This window comes from Bradyrhizobium sp. USDA 326, from assembly GCF_049739485.1.
Classification (GTDB): Bacteria; Pseudomonadota; Alphaproteobacteria; order Rhizobiales; family Xanthobacteraceae; genus Bradyrhizobium.
Map to the genome: position 1 here is coordinate 2,217,019 of NZ_JBMGQA010000001.1, position 20,434 is coordinate 2,237,452.

Below are 20,434 nucleotides of genomic sequence, written 5' to 3' on the forward strand. Positions count from 1 at the left end.
GACAGGAGACTACGCCTCGATCTCCGCCACGATCCTTCCGGTGGTCACCTGCTCGCCTTCGGTGACGTCGATCGCCGCGATGATGCCGTCGCGGCCGGCCTTGTGGACGTGCTCCATCTTCATCGCTTCCAGCGTCAGCACCGGTTGGCCCGCGGTGACGCGATCGCCCGGCTCGACCAGGACGGCGACAACGCGGCCATTCATGGCGGCGCGGACCTTGCCGTCGCCGCCATTGCCCGCTGCAGCCTTGGGTGCGGCCAGCGTGAGATCGATGACCGCAAGCGGGATGCCGCGATGCTGGAGGTAGAGCCGGTCGCCATCGCGCAGGAATTTTGCGCTGTCCATCACGCCGTCATGGCGAAAACGGATGGCATCGGCATCGAGCTGCACGATCTCGAACCTGTCCCGACGGCCGCCGATGGCGACGGCGTAGCTGCCATCGCGCTCGCGCGTGACTTCGAGCTCGTGGATGTGGCCGGCGATCTCGAGTTTCGCTGGAAGCGGGAACGTTGCGGACAGACTGCGGCCACTTTGCCAGGCAGGCGCGCGCGGATTTGTGACGTAGAGCAGGAGCCCGGCCAGCGCAGCGTCGAATGCGGCGTTCGCGGAGGGCGCTATCAGCTCGTCGCGATGTGCACCAATGAACGCCGTCGTCGCCTCGCCCCCGGCAAACTCGGGATGGCGCAGGCACGACATCAGGAACGCCTGGTTCGTGGTCACGCCAAGCGCCGTGAGCTGCTCCAGGCCGACGATCAGCCGCCCCCTCGCCTCCTCGCGACTCGCACCATGGCTGATGATCTTGGCGATCATGGAATCGTAGAACGGTGGGATTTCGGAGCCCGACTGCAGCGCGTGCTCGACGCGGATGCCGTCTGGCACCTGCCAGCGCGCCATGCGGCCAGACTGCGGCATGAAATCCTGCGCGGCATCCTCGGAGCAAAGCCGCACCTCGATGGCATGACCCTCGAAGCGGATGTCCTGCTGCCTCACCGGCAACGGCTCGCCGCGCGCGACGCGCAGCTGCAACTCGACGAGATCGAGTCCGGTGACCGCCTCGGTCACGGGATGCTCCACCTGGAGACGCGTGTTCATCTCCATGAAGTAGAACTCGCCACGTTCGTCGAGCAGGAACTCCAGCGTCCCCGCCCCTTCGTAGCGCAGCGCCTTTACCGCGGCGACCGCGACCTCTCCCATCCTCGCGCGCAGCTCGGGCGTGACTGCGGGCGACGGCGCCTCCTCGATCAGCTTCTGGTGCCGCCGCTGCACCGAGCAGTCGCGCTCGCCGAGATGGATGGCGTTGCCGTGGCTGTCGCCGAACACCTGGATCTCGATATGGCGGGGGTTCTGAATCGCACGCTCGAGGATGACGGTCGGGTCGCCGAACGCGGCCTTCGCCTCGGAACGCGCACTGCGCAGCGCATCGGGAAACGAGGCGGCATCGGCAACGAGCCGCATGCCGCGCCCGCCGCCACCGGCGACCGCCTTGATCATCACGGGAAACCCGATTTTCCTGGCTTCCGCGAGCATCACCTCGTCGCCCTGGTCTGCGCCCTGATAGCCGGGCACGATGGGGACGCCGGCCTTCTTCATGATCTCCTTGGCACCGGCCTTGTTGCCCATCGCCTCGATCGCCTGCGGCGACGGGCCGATGAAGACGAGACCGACCTCCTTGCAGGCGCGCGCGAACTCCTCGTTCTCGGCAAGGAAGCCGTAGCCGGGATGCACGGCATCCGCGCCGCTCGCCTTCGCCGCTCCGATGATCGCGGGAATGCTGAGATAGGATAGCGCCGGAAGCGCTTCGCCGATCCGCACGGCCTGATCGGCGTGCTTCACGTGGAGCGCATCGCGATCGGCGTCCGAATAGACCGCGACGACGCCGAGGCCCAGCTTGCGCGCGCTGCGCATCACCCGCAGCGCTATTTCGCCGCGATTAGCCACCAGAACCTTGAAGAACGGCCGGTGCTGCACTGATCCGTTCCTCATGGGCGGGCCACCGAGAACTGCATGCGCTGAGGTGCGCGCGCATCGCCCTCGCGGCAGATCGCGAGCACTTCCGAGAGAACCGCACGGGTGTCGCGCGGGTCGATCACGCCGTCGTCGAGCACGCGTGCGCTGGTGGAGAACACGTCCATCTGGCCGTCGAACACACCGACGATCTGCGCCTTCATGGCGTCCAGCTTGTCCCTCTCGATCGGCTTGCCGCGTCGGGCCGCTGCGGCCTCGGTCACGATCGCCATGGTCTCGGCAGCCTGCTCGCCGCCCATCACGGCGGTCTTGGCATTCGGCCACGAGAAGCAGAAGCGCGGATGGAAGCCGCGCCCGCACATGCCGTAATTGCCGGCCCCGAAGGAGGCGCCGCAATAGATGGTGATCTGCGGCACCGTCGCCGAGGTGACTGCCTGAATCATCTTGGAGCCGTGCTTGATCATGCCGGCCTCTTCGTAGGCCTTGCCGACCATATAGCCGGTGGTGTTGTTCAGGTAGAGCAGCGGTGTGCGGGTCTGACAGCAGGCCTGGATGAAATGCGTCGCCTTGTTGGCGCCGGCGGGATCGAGCGGGCCATTGTTGGTGATGATGCCGATGGCCTGCCCTTCGATGCGGGCATGGCCGCACACCGTGGCGGGCCCGTAATTCGGCGCCATCTCGGTGAAGTCGGAATCGTCGACGATGCGCGCGATCACCTGCTTCATGTCCACGGGGCGCTTGTGGTCCATCGGCATGATGCCGAGCAACTCGTCCTGATCGTAGCGTGGCGGCTTGAATTCTGGCGTCGCCCTGCCCGGTCGCTCCCATTCCAGCGCCGCCATGATCTCGCGCGCGATGCGCAGCGCGTCGCGATCGTCTTCGGCCAGGTAATCGCCGAGGCCGGAGATCTGCGTATGCATTTCGGCGCCACCGAGCTCTTCCTCGGTCGCGATCTCGCCGGTTGCGGCCTTCAGCAGCGGCGGTCCGGCGAGGAACGCACGTGTGCGGCCGCGGACCATGACGATGTAATCGGAGAGACCGGTCTGATAGGCGCCGCCGGCGGTGGACGAGCCGTGCGTGACGGTGACGACCGGCAGGCCGGCCGCGGAAAGGCGCGCCAGGTTGCGAAAGATGTTGCCGCCGCGGACAAAATCCTCGACACGGTAGCGCAGCAAATTGGCACCGGCGCTTTCGACGAGCTGCACGTAAGGCAGCTTGTTCTCCAGCGCGAGCTCCTGCACCCGCAGCGTCTTGTCGAGACCGTAAGGTTGCAGCGCGCCGGCGTCGATGCCGGAATCACTGGCGCTGACCATGCAGCGAATGCCCGAGACGAAGCCGATGCCGGCAATGACGCCGCCGCCGGGCACGCTCTTGTTCGCATCCGGCACGTCGAACATGTAGCCCGCGAGGGTGGACAGCTCGATGAAGGGCGCGCCGGGATCGAGCACCAGGGCGACGCGTTCGCGCGGCAGCAATTGTCCGCGCTTGTGGAAGCGATCCTTGGCCGCGGCCGACGCCGCCCGTGTGCGCTCTTCCAGCGCGCGCATGCGATCGATCAGCGCGAGCATGCCGTCGCGGTTGGCGTGGTAGGCGGCGCCGCCGGGGGAGATGGTGTTTTCGAGGATGGACACGTTCAACTCGCTCCGTCGTTCCGGGGCGATGCGCAGCATCGAACCCGGAACCTCGAGATTCCGGGTTCGCGCTTCGCGCGCCCCGGAATGACAGGATGTGGCTTACCGATTCGTCCCAAAGATCTTCCGCGCCTCAGCCGGGCTTGCGATCTCGCGGCCTGCTCGCCTTGCGCAGGCGGCGACGGCCTCGATCAGCTGGCCGTTCGAGGTCACCTTCGTGCCGTCGGCGAGATAGAAGGTGTCCTCCAGCCCCGTGCGGAGATGACCGCCGAGCTCCGCGCAGCGCTGGTGCAGCGGCCAGATCTCCTCGCGGCCGATCGCGGTGACCTGCCAGTTCGCCTCGGGGCGCTTGAGCTTGATCAGGATCGGCAGCAGCTCGGGATCAGCAGGCATGCCGGAGGCGACACCCATCACGAAATTATACTCGAGCGGGCCGTTGTACATGCCGACCTGGCGATACATGCCGACGCAGCGGACGATGCCGACATCGAAGCACTCGAACTCGGGGATGGTGCCGACCGCGTTCATGACGTCCAGATAGTCCTTCACCTTCTCGACCGCATTGTCGAACATCATCGGCGGCCAGGCCCAGGTGTTGTCGGCCTTTACTTTCAGGTAGTTCAGCGAGCCGGCGTTGCAGGCGGCGATCTCCGGCCTGGTCTCGCGGATGCAGTCGAGCGCGCCTGAGTAGTTCGGCCCTGACACGCCCGAGGTGTGGTTGATGATCACGCCGGGGCACGCTTCACGGATCGCCTGCTGGATCTCCTTGCTGACAGCGACCTCCCAGGACGGCAGGTGCCCCTTGTTCGGCGCCTGCTGGCGCAGATGGATGTGCATGATAGACGCACCGGCGTCGAACGCGGCCTTGGCCTCGCGCGCCATCTGCTCGGGCGTCACCGGCACGTTGTGCTGCTTCGGGTCGGTGAGCACGCCGTTCAGCGCGCAGGTGATGACGGCCTTGTCGGTCATGCCCGTAATGTCTCGCAGGTTGAGAATTCAACGCTTGCGATCATGTGACGCGCGACATGCTTCTTCTTGCGCGGAGAAGCTGCAAAAGCGAGCGCTTATAGGGTGAGTTGGCCGATGGCGTAACCCACCTTACGAAGCTACGAAGCCTCGGCCAGCCGCACCGTCTCGGTGCTGCGATAGATCGCGAGGTCGCGCGAGCCGACGAAGATCGCGCGTGGCTTCAAGCCGTAGAAGCGGCGGATCGAATGGCTGAAATGGGTCGAGTCGGGATAGCCGATGTCCTGCGCGAGATGGGCGAGGTTGAGGTCCTGGTTGGCGAAGTGCAGCAGATGCCGCGCGCGCTTCCAGGCGCGGAAGGAGCGGAAGGAGATGCCGGTCTCCTCCTTGAACAGATGCAGGAAGCGCGATGCCGAGAGGCCCGCTTCCGCCGCACACGTATCCGCCGTCACCGGCTCGCCGGAGAAACGCCCGATGCGGGCGACGGCACGCATCACGCGCGGGTCGAGCACACGACGTGGCAGCGCCTCGCCAAAGCACATCTCGTCGAACTCGGCAGTGGTGATGTCCCCGTAGCGGCGCTGGCGCAGCAGCGTGTAGGCGGCCAGGATCTTGCGCGCATAGGCGGCCTTGTCCGGCCCCCGGAGCCGCTCGGCCAACGCCTCGATCACGCCATCCGGCATGCTTTCCGGCTCCAGCGTCACGCTGATCACGGTGCGGTAGTCGCTGGCAATGGTGTGCCGCTGGTTCGGCAGGGTCACGATCAACTCGTCCGACGTATGAGCATCGTCGATCGTCAGATGCAAGCTGCCCTTCACCGCCACATAGACATGGCAGCAGCCGGGGGTCCGCTTGCGGGGCCGACCGAGCAGCCCGGCATAAAATACCCGCTCCGGCGTGATCAGCATCAGATGGTCGGATTCGCGACCTTTATCTTCCATTGGGGTCCTCCTCGCGCGGCTCTCTGGCCGCTGCGGACGAGGTCACCTTAGCGGAAATTTGGGCGCTGTCACGATAGGATAGCGCTGTCATGAAAAGGCGCCATCGTTCCGAGGCGGTCGGCAGGACCGAGCCTGGAACCTCGAGATTCTCAGGTGCGCAACGGCGCACCGGAGTTCGATGCTGCGCATCGCCCCGGAATGAGGGAAACTTACGCCCTCAGCCTCGCTGCAACGTTCTGCTCGGCGCCGGCCTTCTGTTCCGCAGCAACTGCGCGCTTGAAACCGTCGCGCTGCTGCAGGCGCGCCCAATAGGCTGCGACATTTGGCCCAAAATCCTTGGCAAGGCCGATGTTGCTCGCCAGGCGAAGCGCGTAGCCGATGACGATGTCAGCGGCGGTGAAGCGGCCTGCGCACAATGTTTCGGCATTCGCCGTCGCTGCCTCAACGGCGCGCAGTCTGCCCAAGAACCATTTTGCGTAATCGGTGGCGACTTGCGGGTTGCGGCGCTCCTCCGGCTCGAGCTGGGTGTATCGGAGCACCAGCGTCTGCGGAAAGGTTAACGTGGCGTCGCTGAAATACATCCAGTTCAGGAAGGCGCCATAGGCGGGATCCTCCGGTCCGACCATCAGCGGCGTCGGGCCGTATTTGATGCCGAGATAATGGCAGATGCCGGAGGATTCGGTCATCCTCGTTTCGCCGTCGACCATGAAGGGAATCGTGCCCAGCGGATTGACCGCAAGATATTCCTTGGCGAACACGCGCGGCGGGAACGGCAGCATCTTCAGCTCGTAGGCCAGCCCCATCTCCTCCAGCATCCAGAGCGGGCGAAACGAGCGCGCGGCGTCGCAGTGATAGAGCGTGATCATCAAGCACTCCCTTTGCTGCCGGGCAACGTGCCCATCATCTTGCACAGGACCATCAGCATGACCTCGTCGGCGCCGCCGCCGATCGAGGTCAGGCGGCTGTCGCGATAGGCGCGGCTGACCGGCGTCTCGTTGGTAAAGCCCATTCCGCCCCAATATTGCAAGCAGGCGTCGGTGAGCTCGCGGCCGAGCCGGCCGGCCTTCAGCTTGGCCATGGTCGCGAGCCGCGTCACGTCCTCGCCGGCGACCAGCTGCTCGCCGGCGCGATAGATCAGCGCGCGCAGCAGCTCGATCTCGGTCTGCATCTCCGCGAGCTTGAAGTGCACGACCTGGTTGTCGAGAATGCTCTGGCCGAAAGCTTTGCGATTGCGGGTGTACTCAACCGTCTGGTCGATGATGTATTCATGCGCCTTGAGACAGGCCGCCGCGCCCCACAGCCGCTCCTCCTGGAACTGGATCATCTGATAGGTGAAGCCCTTGCCCTCCTCGCCGATGCGGTTGCGCTTGGGCACGCGGACATTGTCGAAGAAGATCTGCGCGGTGTCGGAGGAGCGCATGCCCATCTTGTCGAGCTTGCGCGCGACCGTGACGCCCTTGCTTTTCATGGGCACGCAGATCAGCGACTTGTTGCGGTGAACGGGCCCGTCGCCGGTGTTGGCGAGCAGGCAGATCCAGTCGGCCTGGGTGCCGTTGGTGATCCACATCTTGCCGCCGTTGACGACGTAGTCGTCGCCGTCGGCGCGCGCCTGGGTCTTGATCGAGGCGACGTCCGAGCCCGCGCCGGGCTCGGAGACGCCGATGCAGGCAACGTAATCTCCGGTAATCGAGGGCGCCAGAAATTCACGACGGACCTCGTCCGAGCCGAATCGCGCCAACGCGGGCGTCGCCATGTCCGTCTGCACCCCGATCGCCATCGGCACGCCGCCGCAGGTGATGGCCCCTAACTCCTCCGCCATCATCAACGCGTAGGAATAGTCGAGGCCGGAGCCGCCGAACTCGACCGGCTTGTTCAGCCCGAGAAAGCCGAGATTGCCCATCTTCTTGAACAGCTCGTGCGCCGGGAAGATGTCGGCCTTCTCCCATTCGTCGACATGGGGATTGATCTCGTTGGCGATGAATTTCTGCAGGGATCGGCGGATGTCGTCGTGGTCGGCGGTGAATAGCATTTCTCTCAGCCTCGTCATTCCGGGACGCGCCACTTGGCGCGGGCCCGGGATCCATAACCACGATCGTGAGTATGGATTCTCGGGTGCGCAAGGGCGCACCATAGCTCGCTCCGCTTCGCTCGCGCCCCGGAATGACGCGAGGAGAGAGCGCTCATAGACCCATCTGCCGCGACGCCAGATCCTTCATGATCTCCTCGGTGCCGCCGCCGATGGCGTTGACCTTGACCTCGCGGTAGATGCGCTCGGCCTTGATGCCGCGCATGAAGCCGGCGCCGCCGAAGATCTGCACGGCTTCGGAGGCGCAGAAGGCCATGGTCTGCGTCGCCTGGTTCTTCATCATGCAGATCTCGGCGACCGGGCTTTCGCCCTGCTCGAGCCGCCAGGCCAGCATCTCCAGCATCGCTTGCGAGGCCGCGACCTTCTGCGCCATGTCGACGAGCTTGTGGCGGATGACCTGGTGCTGGGCGAGCGGCTTGCCGAAGGTCTTGCGCTCCCTGGCGTAGGCGATCGCCTCGTCGAGGCAGACCCGGGCGAAGGCGGTGCAGCTCGCAGCCATGCCCATGCGCTCGCTGTTGAAGTTCTGCATGATGATCTTGAAGCCCTGGCCCTCCTCGCCGATCAGATTTTCGACCGGCACGCGGCATTCGTCGAAATGCAGGGTCGCGGTGTCCGAGGCCCACCAGCCCATCTTCTTCAGCTTGGTCCGCGACAGGCCCGGCGTCTCCCCCTCGATCAGGAGCAGGCTGACACCGCCGGCGCCCTCGCCGCCGGTCCGCACCGCGACCGTCAGATAGTCCGCACGCATGCCTGAGGTGATGAAGGTCTTCTCCCCGGTCACGACGTAGTGATCGCCCTCACGCCGCGCGCGGGTGCGCAGGTTCGCGACATCAGAGCCGCCGCCCGGCTCCGTGATCGCGAGCGCGGAGATCTTCTCGCCTGACAACACCTGCGGCAGCACACGCGCCTTCACCTCGGGCCGCGCCGCGCGCGCGATCGGCGGCGAGCCGATGGTGTGGCTCATCAGGCTGGCACTGACACCGCCGGCGCCCGCCCGCGCCAGCTCCTGGCTGGCCACGATCTTCATGAACTGGTCGGCGGCGATCCCGCCATATTCCTCGGGGAAGCCGAGGCCCAGGAGGCCGATCTCGGCGGCCTTGCGATAGAGCGCGCGCGGGAATTCACCGGCCTCGTCCCACTCATGGGCGAACGGGGTGATCTCCTTCTCGACGAAGCGGCGCATCACGTCGCGGAAGGCGTCGTGCTCGGCGGTATAGAACGGGCTCTTCATTGCAGTCTCGCACTGCTGGCGGATTCGCTCGGACACCATGGCCGGAACCTCGGCGGTTCACTTGCGCGGAGTGGCTGACTGGAGCCGACGCTCCGGGCAAGGCGGCAACCTAGCAACTCAACGCAAGACGATTTTCGCCGCTCACAGGCCAACTCTGGCTCAAAAAAAGTTGCTGCACAGACTCCGGCTGGCCCCAAGGCCACGCCGGGCATGGTGCACGGGCAGCAAGAAGAAGGGCGGCCCCGACCGCCGAGGGAGGAATTCTTGGCCGTTCGTTATTACGACTGGATCGCCCATCATGGCCGCCGCACACCGCACAAGGTTGCGGTGATCGACCTCGCGAGCGAGCGCCGCTTCAGCTACTCGCAGCTCGACGCCCGCGTCTCGCGCCTCGCCTCGCTCCTGCGCCACACGCTCAAGGTCTCGCGCGGCGACTGCGTCGCCGTGCTGGCGCTGAACACGACCGATACGCTTGAGGTGCAATTCGCGTGCGGGCGGTTAGGCGCCATCTTCGTGCCGCTGAACACCCGCCTCACCGTCCCCGAGCTCCAGTTCATCACTGCCGACTGTGCACCGAAGGTGATGATCCACGACACAGACTTGGCCGAAACGGCGCTCGCCGTCGCAAAGCTCTGCAACGTTGCGACCAGCCTGCTGCTCGGCCCGGGCGGCACTTATGAAGCCGGTGTCGCCGCAGCCAAGCCGCTCGACCGCGCCGAAGAAGTCACGCTCGATGACGTCTCGACCATCATGTACACGTCGGGCACGACGGGCCATCCCAAGGGCGCGACCATCACCCATGGCATGACCTTCTGGAATTGCGTCAATCTCGGCGGCCCCGCCTGCATCGGGCCGGCCTCGGTGCTGCTCACCGTGCTGCCGTTATTCCACACCGGCGGTCTGAATTGCTACACCAATCCGGTGCTGCATGCCGGCGGCACCGTGATGATCATGCGCGCCTTCGATCCCGGCACGGCGCTCGGCCTGATCAACGACCCCGCGCAGGGCATCAACGTGTTCTTCGGCGTGCCCGCGATCTACCAGTTCATGGCGCAGCACCCGGCCTTCGCGACGACCGATCTCAGCCGGCTGATCGTCGGCGGTGTCGGCGGCGCTCCGATGCCGGTGCCATTGTTGAAGGTCTGGGAGGCGCGCGGCGTCGCGCTTCAGCAGGGCTACGGCATGACCGAGACCTCACCGGCCGTGCTGGTGCTCGATCGCGAGGATGCCGCGCGCAAGGCCGGCTCCGCCGGCAAGCCGGTGCTGCACACGGAGGTGCGCGTCGTGCGTCCCGACGGCAGCGAAGCCGATGTCGGCGAACTCGGCGAGCTCTGGGTCAAGGGCCCCAACATCACGCCGGGCTACTGGAACCGGCCGGAGGCGAACAAGACATCCTTCACCGACGGCTGGCTGCACACCGGCGATGCGACCCGCGTCGACGAGGAGGGCTTCTACTACATCGTCGATCGCTGGAAAGACATGTACATTTCCGGCGGCGAGAACGTCTACCCGGCCGAGGTCGAGAACGTGCTGCACCAGCTCGCCGCCATTTCGGAAGCCGCCGTGATCGGCATCCCTGATGCGCAATGGGGCGAGGTTGGCCTCGCCATCGTCGCCGTCAAGCCGGGACAGGAGCTCACGGAGACCGAGGTCTTCGCGCATTGCGCGGCCAATCTGGCGCGCTTCAAATGCCCGCGCCAAATCCGCTTCGTCGATGCGCTGCCACGCAACGCCACCGGCAAGATCCACAAACCGACCTTGCGCAAGGAATTCTCGGTGGCTTCCGAAGTCGACAAGAAGGTCGCCAATGCCTGACCAAAGCGCCCCTCGCGGGCGCTTTTCCTTTTTTTGAAGTGCCTGCCCTACCAACAAGAAACTCCAGGGAATTTCCATGAAGAACAAGAAAATCTCGTTACTCGCCGCCGCAGCAGCCCTGACCTTGCTTTCGGTTCAAGGCGCTTACGCGCAAAAGAAATACGACACGGGTGCCAGCGACACCGAGATCAAGATCGGCAACGTCGAGGCCTATTCGGGTCCCGCTTCCGCCTACGGCATCATTGGCAAGACCGAGGAGGCCTATTTCAAGATGATCAACGACCAGGGCGGCATCAACGGCCGCAAGATCAACTGGATCTCCTACGATGACGGCTACTCCCCGCCCAAGACCGTGGAGCAGGTCCGCAAGCTGATCGAGAGCGACGAGGTGTTTCTGGTCTTCAACTCGCTGGGCACGCCGACCCAGACCGCGGTGCAGAAATATCACAACGCCAAGAAGGTCCCGCAGCTCTTCCTTGCCACCGGCGCCAGCAAATGGAACGACCCGAAGGGTTTTCCCTGGACCATGGGCTTCCAGCCGAGCTACCGGGTCGAGGCGCGGATCTTCGCCAAGTACATCCTGCAGGCCAAGCCCGATGCCAAGGTCGCGATCTTCTATGCCAATGACGATTTCGGCAAGGACTACGTCGCCGGCATCAAGGAGATCTTTGGCGAAAAGACCTCCTCGCTGATCGTCGCGGAGGAGAGCTACGAGACCTCCGAGCCGTCGATCGATTCCCACATCGTCAAGCTGAAGGGCACCGGCGCCAACGTCTTCGTCAACATCTCGACCCCGAAATTCGCGGCGCAGGCGATCAAGAAGATCGCCGAGCTCGAATGGAGGCCGATGCATGTGATGACCGACGTGTCGATCTCGATCGGCGCGGTGATGAAGCCTGCCGGGCTCGATGCGTCGGAAGGCGTGCTGTCGGCGAGCTATCTGAAGGACGCATCGGACCCGCAATGGAAGGACGACGAGGGCATGAAGAAGTTTCTCGCCTTCATCGACAAGTACATGCCGGGCGCCAACGTCTCCGACACCAACATCGTCTACGGCTATGCCGCCGCGCAGACCCTGGTTCAGACATTGAAGCAGTGTGGGGACAACCTGACGCGGGAGAACGTGATGAAGCAGGCCGCGAACCTGAAGGATTTTGCGCCCGACACATTGATCCCCGGCATCAAGATCAACACCGGCGCCAACGACTTCGCGCCGATCGAGCAGCTCAAGATGATCCGCTTCAAGGCTGGTCAGTGGGAGCTGTTCGGCGACATCATCAGCGCCGAAACCGGGGGCTAGCCGGCATCCAGCTGAACCCAGATAGCGGCCGAAAGGCCGCTATCGCTTTGTGTGAACGAGGTCGAAGCAGGGCTATGCCGGCAGGAAAAGCGCAAAGGGCTCTTCCACCGTGCGGCGCAGATGCTTTCGATACAAGGCGTAGTTACCGTCCTCGGGCGCAACCCGCCCCAGGGACGGCTTCGGAATATTCCCGAGCGGCACATAGGCGATGGGTGCAGCGATCGGCGTGAGCTGCGAGCCGGGGCCGGCACGGAGCGTCGAGATGATGCCGTACATCTCGCCGGAAACCGTCGGTCGCGACACCGTGATCACGCGATGCTGGCCGTGCTTGATGATGACGAGATAGATGAAGCCGGACTGATGGGGTACGGCAACCTCGCCGGTGTGTTCATAGGCTGCGTCGGTCCGCTCGCCCTCGCGAAAGACCAGCGCTGAGACCTTTGGGTCCCAGACGATCTCGGTGCGATAGGCAAAGATTGCGTCCTTGTCGCCGAAGGACGGGCGCAGGGTGATGTAGACGTCCTCGAGCCAGGTCACCGCGCGATGAGCATAGGAGCCGAGGCTGTCGGGCGCGACGTCGTTTGCGGCCGGAGGCGTCACCACGATGGCACTTTTGCGCAAGGAGACGCCTAGCGCCTGCTCGAGCCGGACCGTCGTCGCCAGCGTGAATGGCCGGCGGCCGCCGAGCACCTTCTCCAACGTCGACAGGCTCAGCTTCGCCTGCTCGGCCAGGGCTTGCCGGGAGATCCGGCGTCTGGCCAGCTCTTCGCGAATGGTCTCCGCGATCTCGCGGCTCTGCTCGTCCGAAAGCTGCTTGTCAGCCTGCATTTGCATCATCAACCCTGCCCTGGAAGTGCCATTCTAGCAGGGCGGACAAACCAGCACAAAACCGCACATGGCCGCCCGGCGGCGGCCTGCCCCGGGCTGGCCGCGGCGGAACATTGCCGATCATTCTGCTCGCGAATTCAGCCTCTCCAGGCCGATCCTGAGGACCAGCCAACAGCCATCGGGAGCAGGCCAAATGGATACCTACGACACAGCCGACAGCGACGAACACCCCGTACTGGGCCGGCTGATCAAGCTCGGATTATTTCTTCTCGCGCAGGGCGTCGCGGTGATGCTGGTGGCCTTCGTGGCCCTGCTGGTGAGCTTCGGGACGGGTTGGTCGGCAACGGCCGAGCAGGCCAGCCTCCTCCAACCTGGCGAGGCACGGTCGGGCAGCCTGCTCCTGAAGGAAGACGGCGTCACCACCGAGGCAATCCGTCTCGGCACCGACATCGACATCACCGTATCGGGCCCGACGCTACGCGCCCGCGTCACGCAACTGTTCCGCAATCCGACCAAGGACTGGGTCGCGGCCACCTATGTCTATCCGCTCGCAACCAATGGTGCCGTCGACACGCTCAAGATGGTGGTCGGCGACCATGTCATCGTTGGTGACATCAAGGAGCGGCAGCAAGCCCGCGTGATCTACGAGCAGGCGCGAAGCGCCGGCCAGAAGGTCGCGCTCACCGAGCAGGAGCGGCCGAACGTCTTCACCAACTCGGTCGCCAATATCGGTCCTGGCGAGACCGTGCTGGTGCAGATCGAATACCAGGAGCCGGTACATCAAGCCGGCGACGAATATTCGCTCCGCGTGCCGCTGGTGGTCGCCCCGCGCTACAATCCGGCGCCGATCGTGCAGAGCGTCGACTTCCGCAAGGACGGCTCCGGCTGGGGCGCAATGACAACTGATCCGGTTCCGGATCGCGACCGCATCTCGCCACCTGTGCTGGACCCCGCCAGAAATGCGCCGGTGAATCCGACCAGCATCACAGTGCGTCTGAAGGCCGGCTTTGCGCTGGGCGAGGTCAGGAGCCACCACCATAACGTCAAGGTCGAGAGTCCGGACAACACGACGCGTATTGTCACGCTCGCTGATGGCGCTGTCCCCGCCGACCGTGATTTCGAGCTGACCTGGAAGCCGGCCGCCAGGATGGCGCCGTCGGTCGGCCTGTTCCGTGAGCATGTCGGGGACGCCGATTATCTCCTTGCCTTCGTCACTCCGCCCAGCGCCGAGCAGGCAACGCAGAAGCCGCTGCCCCGCGAGGTCGTGTTCGTGATCGACAATTCCGGCTCGATGGGCGGCACCTCCATCGTTCAGGCCAAGGCGAGCCTGCTCTATGCCCTCGGCCGCCTCCAGCCGAATGACCGCTTCAACGTGATCCGCTTCGACGACAGCATGGACGTGCTGTTTCCAGCCTCGGTGCCGGCCGATGCCGCGCATGTCGGCGAGGCGACCTCGTTCGTCAGCGCTTTGCAGGCGAGGGGCGGCACCGAGATGGTGCCGGCGATGCGCGCTGCGCTCTCCGACAAGATCAGTGACAGCAGCATGGTCCGTCAGGTCGTGTTCCTGACCGACGGCGCCATCGGCAACGAGCAGCAATTGTTCGAGACGATCACGGCAATGCGCGGCCGTTCGCGCGTGTTCATGGTCGGCATCGGCTCCGCGCCCAACACCTACCTGATGACGCGCGCCGCCGAGCTCGGCCGGGGCGCCTTCACCCATATCGGATCGGTTGAGCAGGTCGAGGAGCGCATGCGCGGCCTGTTCGCCAAGCTGGAGAATCCGGCCGTGACCGGCCTCACCGCGAGATTTTCCGACGCCAGGGCCGACATCACCCCGGCGATCATTCCGGACGTCTATCGTGACGAGCCGCTGGTGCTGGCGGCGAGGCTCGACAAGCTCGCGGGCTCCCTCGAAATCAAGGGACGCGTCGGCGATCGACCGTGGTCCGTGACGCTGCCGCTGCAAAGCGCCGCTGAAGGCAAGGGCCTCTCAAAGCTCTGGGCCAAGCGCAAGATCGGCGACGCCGAAGTGGCGCGCACCATGCGCGAGATGTCGCCCGAGGAATCCGACAAGGCGATCCTGGCGCTGGCGCTCGATCATCAGATCGTCACCCGGCTGACCAGCCTCGTCGCGGTCGACAGGACGCCGAGCCGGCCCGAAGGCGAGCCGCTCAAGCTCAGCGACCTGCCGATCAATCTTCCGGCCGGCTGGGATTTCGAGAGGGTGTTCGGCGAGCGGCCGCAGGTGCCGACGCAGTTGCGTGAACGTCATGCCGATGCGCGCAAGCAGTCGGAGCTGAGGCGGCCGACGCCTGCCGCGCCCGATGCGATCCGCCTGCCCAAGACTGCAACCTCGGCCGAGCTGAAGATGATCGCAGGCCTGGCCCTGCTCGTGCTCGCCCTGATCCTGTTCGTGCTCAACCGGCGTCGGCGCTTGCTCACTGATGCGCTTGAGAGAGGAGCCCCGAACTCCTCTGTTAGCGCGCGCGGCTGCCCGTCCCTACAAATGGCCGCGCGCGCTTTTTTTTGAAGATCATTGCGAGCGCAGCGAAGCAATCCAGCCTGCCTCCGCGGAAAGTCTCTGGATTGCTTCGCTTCCCTCGCAATGACGGGTGTGGACACAATGCACCGCCTCATCTCCCCTCTGGTCTTGGCACTCGTCGGCCTCATCCTGTTCGCAGACGGCGTCTACATCCATGCCAAGGCCTGGCTGGCGCAGGTGCTGCTGGAGCAGGCGTTCGTTCGAAGCATTGCGACGGGACAGGCGGTGAAGCCGTGGTCGTGGGCCGACACCTGGCCGGTCGCGCGGATCGAGGTCAAGCGGATCGGCGCCAGCGCCATCGTGCTGGAAGGCGCGAGCGGACAGGCGCTTGCTTTCGGACCCGGCCATCTCCAGCACACGGCCGATGCGGGCGAACGCGGGATAGCCGTCTATGCCGCCCATCGCGACACTCATTTCCGCTTTTTGCGGGATGTTGCCATTGGCGACGTCATCGACGTCACACGTAGCGACGGTCGACATTTTCGCTATCGCGCGGATTCCTCGGCCGTGGTCCGCTTCGATGCATCGGGCATCGACGCCATGACACGGGGTTTCGAGCTTGTTCTCGCGACCTGCTGGCCATTCGACGCCGTCACCTCCGGCCCCGAGCGCTACATCCTGCATGCAACATTGATTGGAGGCGACAGATAGATCGCTCGCCGAGTCGACGACATGTACCGGCGTCGCTCATTCCACCGCGCGGCATACCACCCGCATGGTTGCCACTCCGAAGGAGTCGCCATAGAACGGAGTGAGGCTCAACCAAGAAGAACAACAGGTGAGATCACGCCATGGAAGCCCAGGTGTCTGCTGCGTCCGCATTTCGTCCATGGTCTCCGCCGCCCGATGCCAGCGACATCGTCAAGGGCGTCCACGCCATGCTGCACCCGCGCAACATCGTGCTGGTGGGTGCGACCGACAAGCCCGGCAATTATGCCGAGCGCATCTGGAACAATCTCGTCAAATACGGTTACGAGGGCGGCCTCTATCCGGTCAACGCCAAGCGCGACGCCATTTGGGGCGTCCCGTGCTACAAGGATTTTGCGAGCCTTCCCGAAAAGCCCGATCACGTTCTGGTGCTTGTGCCCGCGCGCTTCGCCGTGCAGGTGATCCGCGACGCCGCCGCGGCCGGCGCGCGTTCGGCCACCATCGTCACCTCGGGATTCAGCGAGTTGCAGGATGAAGAAAGCCAGAGGCTTGCCGCCGAACTGCAGGCGGCCGTGCGCGAGACGGGCCTTGCCGTCACCGGCCCGAACTGCCTCGGCAATTTGAGCGCCGGCGAAAAGCTCTTCACCAACATCGACGATCGAATCGTCACCATGGAACAGGGCGCGGTGGCGATCGCCGGGCAATCCGGCGCCATCGTCATGGCGATCCGCCAGGCGCTGGAGGATCGGGGTGTCGGTGTCGGCTATATGGTGACCACCGGCAACGAGGCCGGCCTCGAGACGCCGGACCTGATGCGCTATTTCGCCGAGGACCCGAGCATCAAGGCGATCGTCGTCTACCTCGAAGGCGTGCGCAACACCAAGGCGTTTCGCGATGCGTGCAAGGCGGCGCGCGCCGCGAGCAAGCCCGTGATCGCGCTCAAGCTCGGCGCATCCGAGGGCGGCCGCGCCGCGGCGATGGCGCATACCGGAGCGCTTGCTGGCTCGATCGAAACGTTCGACGCGATCGCGACGCGTGAAGGCGTGATCCGGGTCGGCGGGCTCGACGAACTGATCGAAACCACCGAATGCTTCGTTCACGCCGCCGTACCCAAGGGCGACCGGCTTGCCGCCGTCACGCTGTCCGGCGGCAAGCGCGGCATGCTGATCGACGCCTTCGACGCCGCGGGACTGAACTTCGCGCCGCTGAGCCCGCATGTCAGCTCGGAGCTGGCGAAGATGCTCGGGCCGGGCTCGATCGTCGGCAATCCGCTCGACGCCGGCTTTGCCGCGGTCGTCGATCCCTCCGTCTATATGAAGTCGATCAAGCTGATGATCGACGACCCCGATATCGACATCGTCATCGTCGATGCCGAACTGCCGAAGGCGCCGCACGAGCTGCGCGAGCGCAACTTGCGCATCGTCAACGAGATGGCAGGCCAGGCCGGCAAGCCGGTGATCTATATCAGCGCGATGTCGATCGGCTTCACCGAGTACACCAAGGACTTGCGCAAGTCGCTGCCGCATCTTGCGGTCATGCAGGGCATGGACCGTGCGGTGACCGCGATCAAGTCGCTGCTCGACTATGCGAAGCTGCGCAAAGAGGTGCCCGACATCGTCTCGAGCTCGAAGCCCGCCGCCCGCGCCATGCTGGAGAAGACATTGAGATCGGCGACTGGTGCCGCGCTCGACGAGGTCGCCTCGAAGAAGCTCCTCAAGGCTTACGGCATCCCGATCTCGACGGAGGCGATCGCGCAGACGGCGGCCGAAGCGGTGAAGATTGCGAAGCAGATCGGCTTTCCGGTCGTGGCAAAGGTCGTCAGCGCAGAGATCCTGCACAAGTCCGACATCGGCGGCGTGGTGCTGAATCTCAGCAACGCGGCCGAGGTGAAGAAGGCGTTCGCCGACATCACCGCGCGGGTCAGCAAGCTGAAGGGAAAGCCGAAGCTCGACGGCATCCTGATCGCACAGCAGGTCAAGGCCGATCTCGAGCTCGTGGTCGGCGCCTCGCTCGATGCCGAGATGGGGCCGGTCGTGCTGTTCGGCACCGGCGGCATCGACATCGAGCTGATGAAGGACGTCGCCCTCGCCGGCGCGCCGCTGGACGAGGCCGAGGCCCGTGCTTTGATCGGCCGCACCAAGGCGGGCATCAAGATGCGCGGCTATCGCGGCAAGCCGGCCCTGCACGAGGCCTCGGCGGTGAAGGCGCTGGTCGGCCTCTCCAACCTGATCGCGGATGCCGGCAACCGGATCGCCTCGATCGACATCAACCCGTTCCTGATCAACCCCAGGACGGGCGTGGCCGTCGATGCGCTGATCGTGTTGAACAATGCCGCGGCAAAGCGCGCGGCCGAACATTGAGGATGTCGTAGGGCGGATTGGCGGCAGTGCAATCTGCCAATTCGGTGCATCCACGCGCGAGGCGTTGGCGGGTTACGCTTCCGCCTTCGCTCTTCGAGCTTCGGCGGACAAGTCGTTAACCCGTCTCAGTTAGCATCGCGGCCTGCTTCCAACCATCCCGCTTTGGCCCTAAACTCAGCCCCATGGCGCGCGCGAGCAATCTTGTGATCGGAACGGCAACGCTGGCGGCGATCGCCGTGGCGTTCGGCGGCCTGCTCGGCGTGCAGAAATGGCGCACCATCCAGAGTCGCAGCCAGTTGCGCGTGGTATTCGAGGGTGGTTCCGCCAGCGGGCTGCGCCGCGGCGGCCCGGTCAATTTCGACGGCGTGCCCGCTGGCCAGATCCTGTCGATCAAGCTCGACAACCCCCGCAGGATCGTGGCGCTGGTGATGCTCGACAACACAGCGCCGATCCGCAAGGACACCGTGGCAGGCATCGAGTTCCAGGGCCTCACCGGCATTGCCGCGATCTCGCTGATCGGCGGCGCTCCCTCTGCGCCGCCGGTGCCGCTGGACAGGGACGGCATTCCCGTGCTGACGGCCGATCTCAGCGACGCCGAATCCATCGTCGAAACCCTGCACAGCGTCGACCGCACCATCGTGAACAACGCGCCTGCGATCAAGGAAGGCCTGCGCACGTTCGAGAGCCACACTGCCGACCTCAGGAGCAAGGGCGCGGAGATCGATTCGGCCATGGTCAAGGTCGACAGCGCCTTTGCGGGATTCGACAAGGCGGTCGCGAAGATCGAGGGCGCGGTGCCAGGCTTCGTCGATGGCAAGGCCAACGAGCTGCTCGAGAAGATCAAGGGACTGCACGAGCTTGCCGGCATCATGCAGAAGAAGTCGGCGACCTACCTCGAAGACATCCGCCGGTCGTTGCTCGACGTCAGCGAGGCCGCCAACAAGATGAGTGGGACACCCGCGCCTCCGCGTCCACCGCGCAGGCCCACGGAGCAGAAGCGGTAGTGCTCTTTCTTACCCTCCCCTAGAGGGCAGGGGAGGGTAACGCGGAACCTGCAACGGCTCAGTAATTGCTGGCCGCCGCTCCATTCGGGATCCCCTCGATCGGGCATTCGTCCGTACCCGGGGTCGAGCGGGTCATCGCTTCTACCATGTCGCGCGTGCCTTCGGGGTCCTTGATCCAGTTCTTGTAGAAATCATACGGGCACGCCGCGACGCCGCGCGGGCTGTCGCCGGAATTTATCATGCCGGTGTAGCCGCGGTGGACCAGCTTGTAGAGATGGTTCTGCGACTGGCCGTTGCGGCGCGCATCGCGGATCAGATGTTTCGACAGCTGGGCGTATTGGATGCCGTAATCCTCCTCGCCGCACTCGCCCAGGGTGCGGCCATCGAAGCCGATGATCGCGGAGTGGCCGAAATAGGAATAGACACCGTCGAAGCCGGCGGCATTGGCGACCGCGACATAGACGTTGTTGGCCCACGCCATTGCCTTCGAAATCAGAACCTGCTGCTCTTTGGCCGGATACATGTAGCCCTGGCAGCGCACGATCAGCTCGGCGCCCTTCATGGCGCAGTCACGCCAGATCTCGGGATAGTTGCCGTCATCGCAGATGATCAGGCTGACCTTGAGGCCTTTCGGCCCTTCGGAGACGTAGGTGCAATTGCCGGGATACCAGCCCTCGATCGGCACCCAGGGCATGATCTTGCGGTACTTCTGCACGATCTCGCCCTTGTCGTTCATCAGGATCAGGGTGTTGTAGGGTGCCTTGTGCGGATGCTCCTCGTGGCGCTCGCCAGTGAGCGAGAACACGCCCCAGACCTTGGCCTTGCGGCAGGCCTCGGCGAAGATCGCGGTTTCCTCGCCCGGCACCATGGATGCCGTCTCGTACATCTCTTTGGAATCGTACATGATGCCGTGGGTGGAATACTCGGGAAAGATCACGAGGTCCATGCCGGGGAGGCCGAGCTTCATGCCAACGACCATGTCGGCGATCTTGCGGGCGTTGTCGAGCACCTCGGCCTTGGTATGCAGCCGGGGCATCTTGTAGTTGACCACTGCAACGCCGACCGTGTCGTTGCTGCTCGAGATATCGCCGTGAAGCATGTCGATCGCTCCTGTACT

At 64.8% G+C, this 20,434-nt stretch carries 15 protein-coding genes; 6 read left to right on the plus strand and 9 right to left on the minus strand.

What is annotated here, in order from left to right:
• Positions 1-9 precede the first annotated feature (9 nt).
• The 7 genes from ABIG06_RS10610 to ABIG06_RS10640 form a co-directional block, all read right to left on the minus strand.
• The gene (locus ABIG06_RS10610; RefSeq protein WP_370140815.1) at positions 10-1,983 is read right to left on the minus strand and encodes an acetyl/propionyl/methylcrotonyl-CoA carboxylase subunit alpha; all 1,974 of its coding nucleotides are present in this window, start codon (positions 1,981-1,983) and stop codon (positions 10-12) included.
• Positions 1,980-3,596 (minus strand): acyl-CoA carboxylase subunit beta, encoded by a 1,617-nt coding sequence (locus ABIG06_RS10615; protein WP_424578272.1) that lies wholly within the window; start codon positions 3,594-3,596, stop codon positions 1,980-1,982. The genes ABIG06_RS10610 and ABIG06_RS10615 overlap by 4 nt, the downstream gene beginning before the upstream one ends.
• Before the next feature lie 102 nt (positions 3,597-3,698).
• Complete coding sequence (locus ABIG06_RS10620) at positions 3,699-4,565, minus strand: 3-keto-5-aminohexanoate cleavage protein (RefSeq protein WP_370136261.1); 867 nt, start codon at positions 4,563-4,565, stop codon at positions 3,699-3,701.
• Positions 4,566-4,702: 137 nt separating this feature from the next.
• On the minus strand, positions 4,703-5,503 hold the full coding sequence (locus ABIG06_RS10625) for an AraC family transcriptional regulator (RefSeq protein ID WP_370136263.1): 801 nt from the start codon (positions 5,501-5,503) through the stop codon (positions 4,703-4,705).
• 209 nt (positions 5,504-5,712) lie between these two features.
• Complete coding sequence (locus ABIG06_RS10630) at positions 5,713-6,369, minus strand: glutathione S-transferase family protein (RefSeq protein ID WP_370136266.1); 657 nt, start codon at positions 6,367-6,369, stop codon at positions 5,713-5,715.
• The gene (locus ABIG06_RS10635; RefSeq protein ID WP_370140816.1) at positions 6,369-7,532 is read right to left on the minus strand and encodes an acyl-CoA dehydrogenase family protein; all 1,164 of its coding nucleotides are present in this window, start codon (positions 7,530-7,532) and stop codon (positions 6,369-6,371) included. The genes ABIG06_RS10630 and ABIG06_RS10635 overlap by 1 nt, the downstream gene beginning before the upstream one ends.
• Positions 7,533-7,683: 151 nt before the next feature.
• Positions 7,684-8,820: an acyl-CoA dehydrogenase family protein gene (locus tag ABIG06_RS10640; protein WP_370136268.1), complete on the minus strand. Its 1,137-nt coding sequence runs from the start codon at positions 8,818-8,820 to the stop codon at positions 7,684-7,686.
• A gap of 264 nt (positions 8,821-9,084) precedes the next feature.
• On the opposite strand from ABIG06_RS10640, the gene ABIG06_RS10645 reads away from it, so the two are divergent.
• Both ABIG06_RS10645 and ABIG06_RS10650 read left to right on the plus strand, forming a co-directional pair.
• The gene (locus tag ABIG06_RS10645; RefSeq protein WP_370136271.1) at positions 9,085-10,635 is read left to right on the plus strand and encodes an acyl-CoA synthetase; all 1,551 of its coding nucleotides are present in this window, start codon (positions 9,085-9,087) and stop codon (positions 10,633-10,635) included.
• 76 nt (positions 10,636-10,711) lie between these two features.
• Positions 10,712-11,935, plus strand: a complete 1,224-nt coding sequence (locus ABIG06_RS10650) for an ABC transporter substrate-binding protein (protein ID WP_370136273.1) — start codon at positions 10,712-10,714, stop codon at positions 11,933-11,935.
• Positions 11,936-12,007: 72 nt separating this feature from the next.
• Here ABIG06_RS10650 and ABIG06_RS10655 read toward each other — a convergent pair whose 3' ends face one another.
• On the minus strand, positions 12,008-12,769 hold the full coding sequence (locus ABIG06_RS10655; RefSeq protein WP_370140817.1) for a helix-turn-helix transcriptional regulator: 762 nt from the start codon (positions 12,767-12,769) through the stop codon (positions 12,008-12,010).
• Between the two features lie 187 nt (positions 12,770-12,956).
• On the opposite strand from ABIG06_RS10655, the gene ABIG06_RS10660 reads away from it, so the two are divergent.
• The 4 genes from ABIG06_RS10660 to ABIG06_RS10675 all read left to right on the plus strand — a co-directional run bounded on the left by ABIG06_RS10660 (position 12,957) and on the right by ABIG06_RS10675 (position 19,317).
• Positions 12,957-15,293 (plus strand): marine proteobacterial sortase target protein, encoded by a 2,337-nt coding sequence (locus ABIG06_RS10660; protein WP_370136275.1) that lies wholly within the window; start codon positions 12,957-12,959, stop codon positions 15,291-15,293.
• Between the two features lie 93 nt (positions 15,294-15,386).
• Positions 15,387-15,956: a class GN sortase gene (locus ABIG06_RS10665; RefSeq protein WP_370136278.1), complete on the plus strand. Its 570-nt coding sequence runs from the start codon at positions 15,387-15,389 to the stop codon at positions 15,954-15,956.
• 140 nt (positions 15,957-16,096) lie between these two features.
• Positions 16,097-18,313, plus strand: coding sequence for an acetate--CoA ligase family protein (locus tag ABIG06_RS10670; protein ID WP_370136281.1), 2,217 nt, complete (start codon positions 16,097-16,099; stop codon positions 18,311-18,313).
• Positions 18,314-18,495: 182 nt separating this feature from the next.
• Positions 18,496-19,317, plus strand: a complete 822-nt coding sequence (locus ABIG06_RS10675) for an MlaD family protein (RefSeq protein WP_124160274.1) — start codon at positions 18,496-18,498, stop codon at positions 19,315-19,317.
• Between the two features lie 58 nt (positions 19,318-19,375).
• On the opposite strand, the gene ABIG06_RS10680 is transcribed toward ABIG06_RS10675, so the two are convergent.
• On the minus strand, positions 19,376-20,416 hold the full coding sequence (locus ABIG06_RS10680; protein ID WP_370136283.1) for an aliphatic amidase: 1,041 nt from the start codon (positions 20,414-20,416) through the stop codon (positions 19,376-19,378).
• Positions 20,417-20,434: the final 18 nt, after the last annotated feature.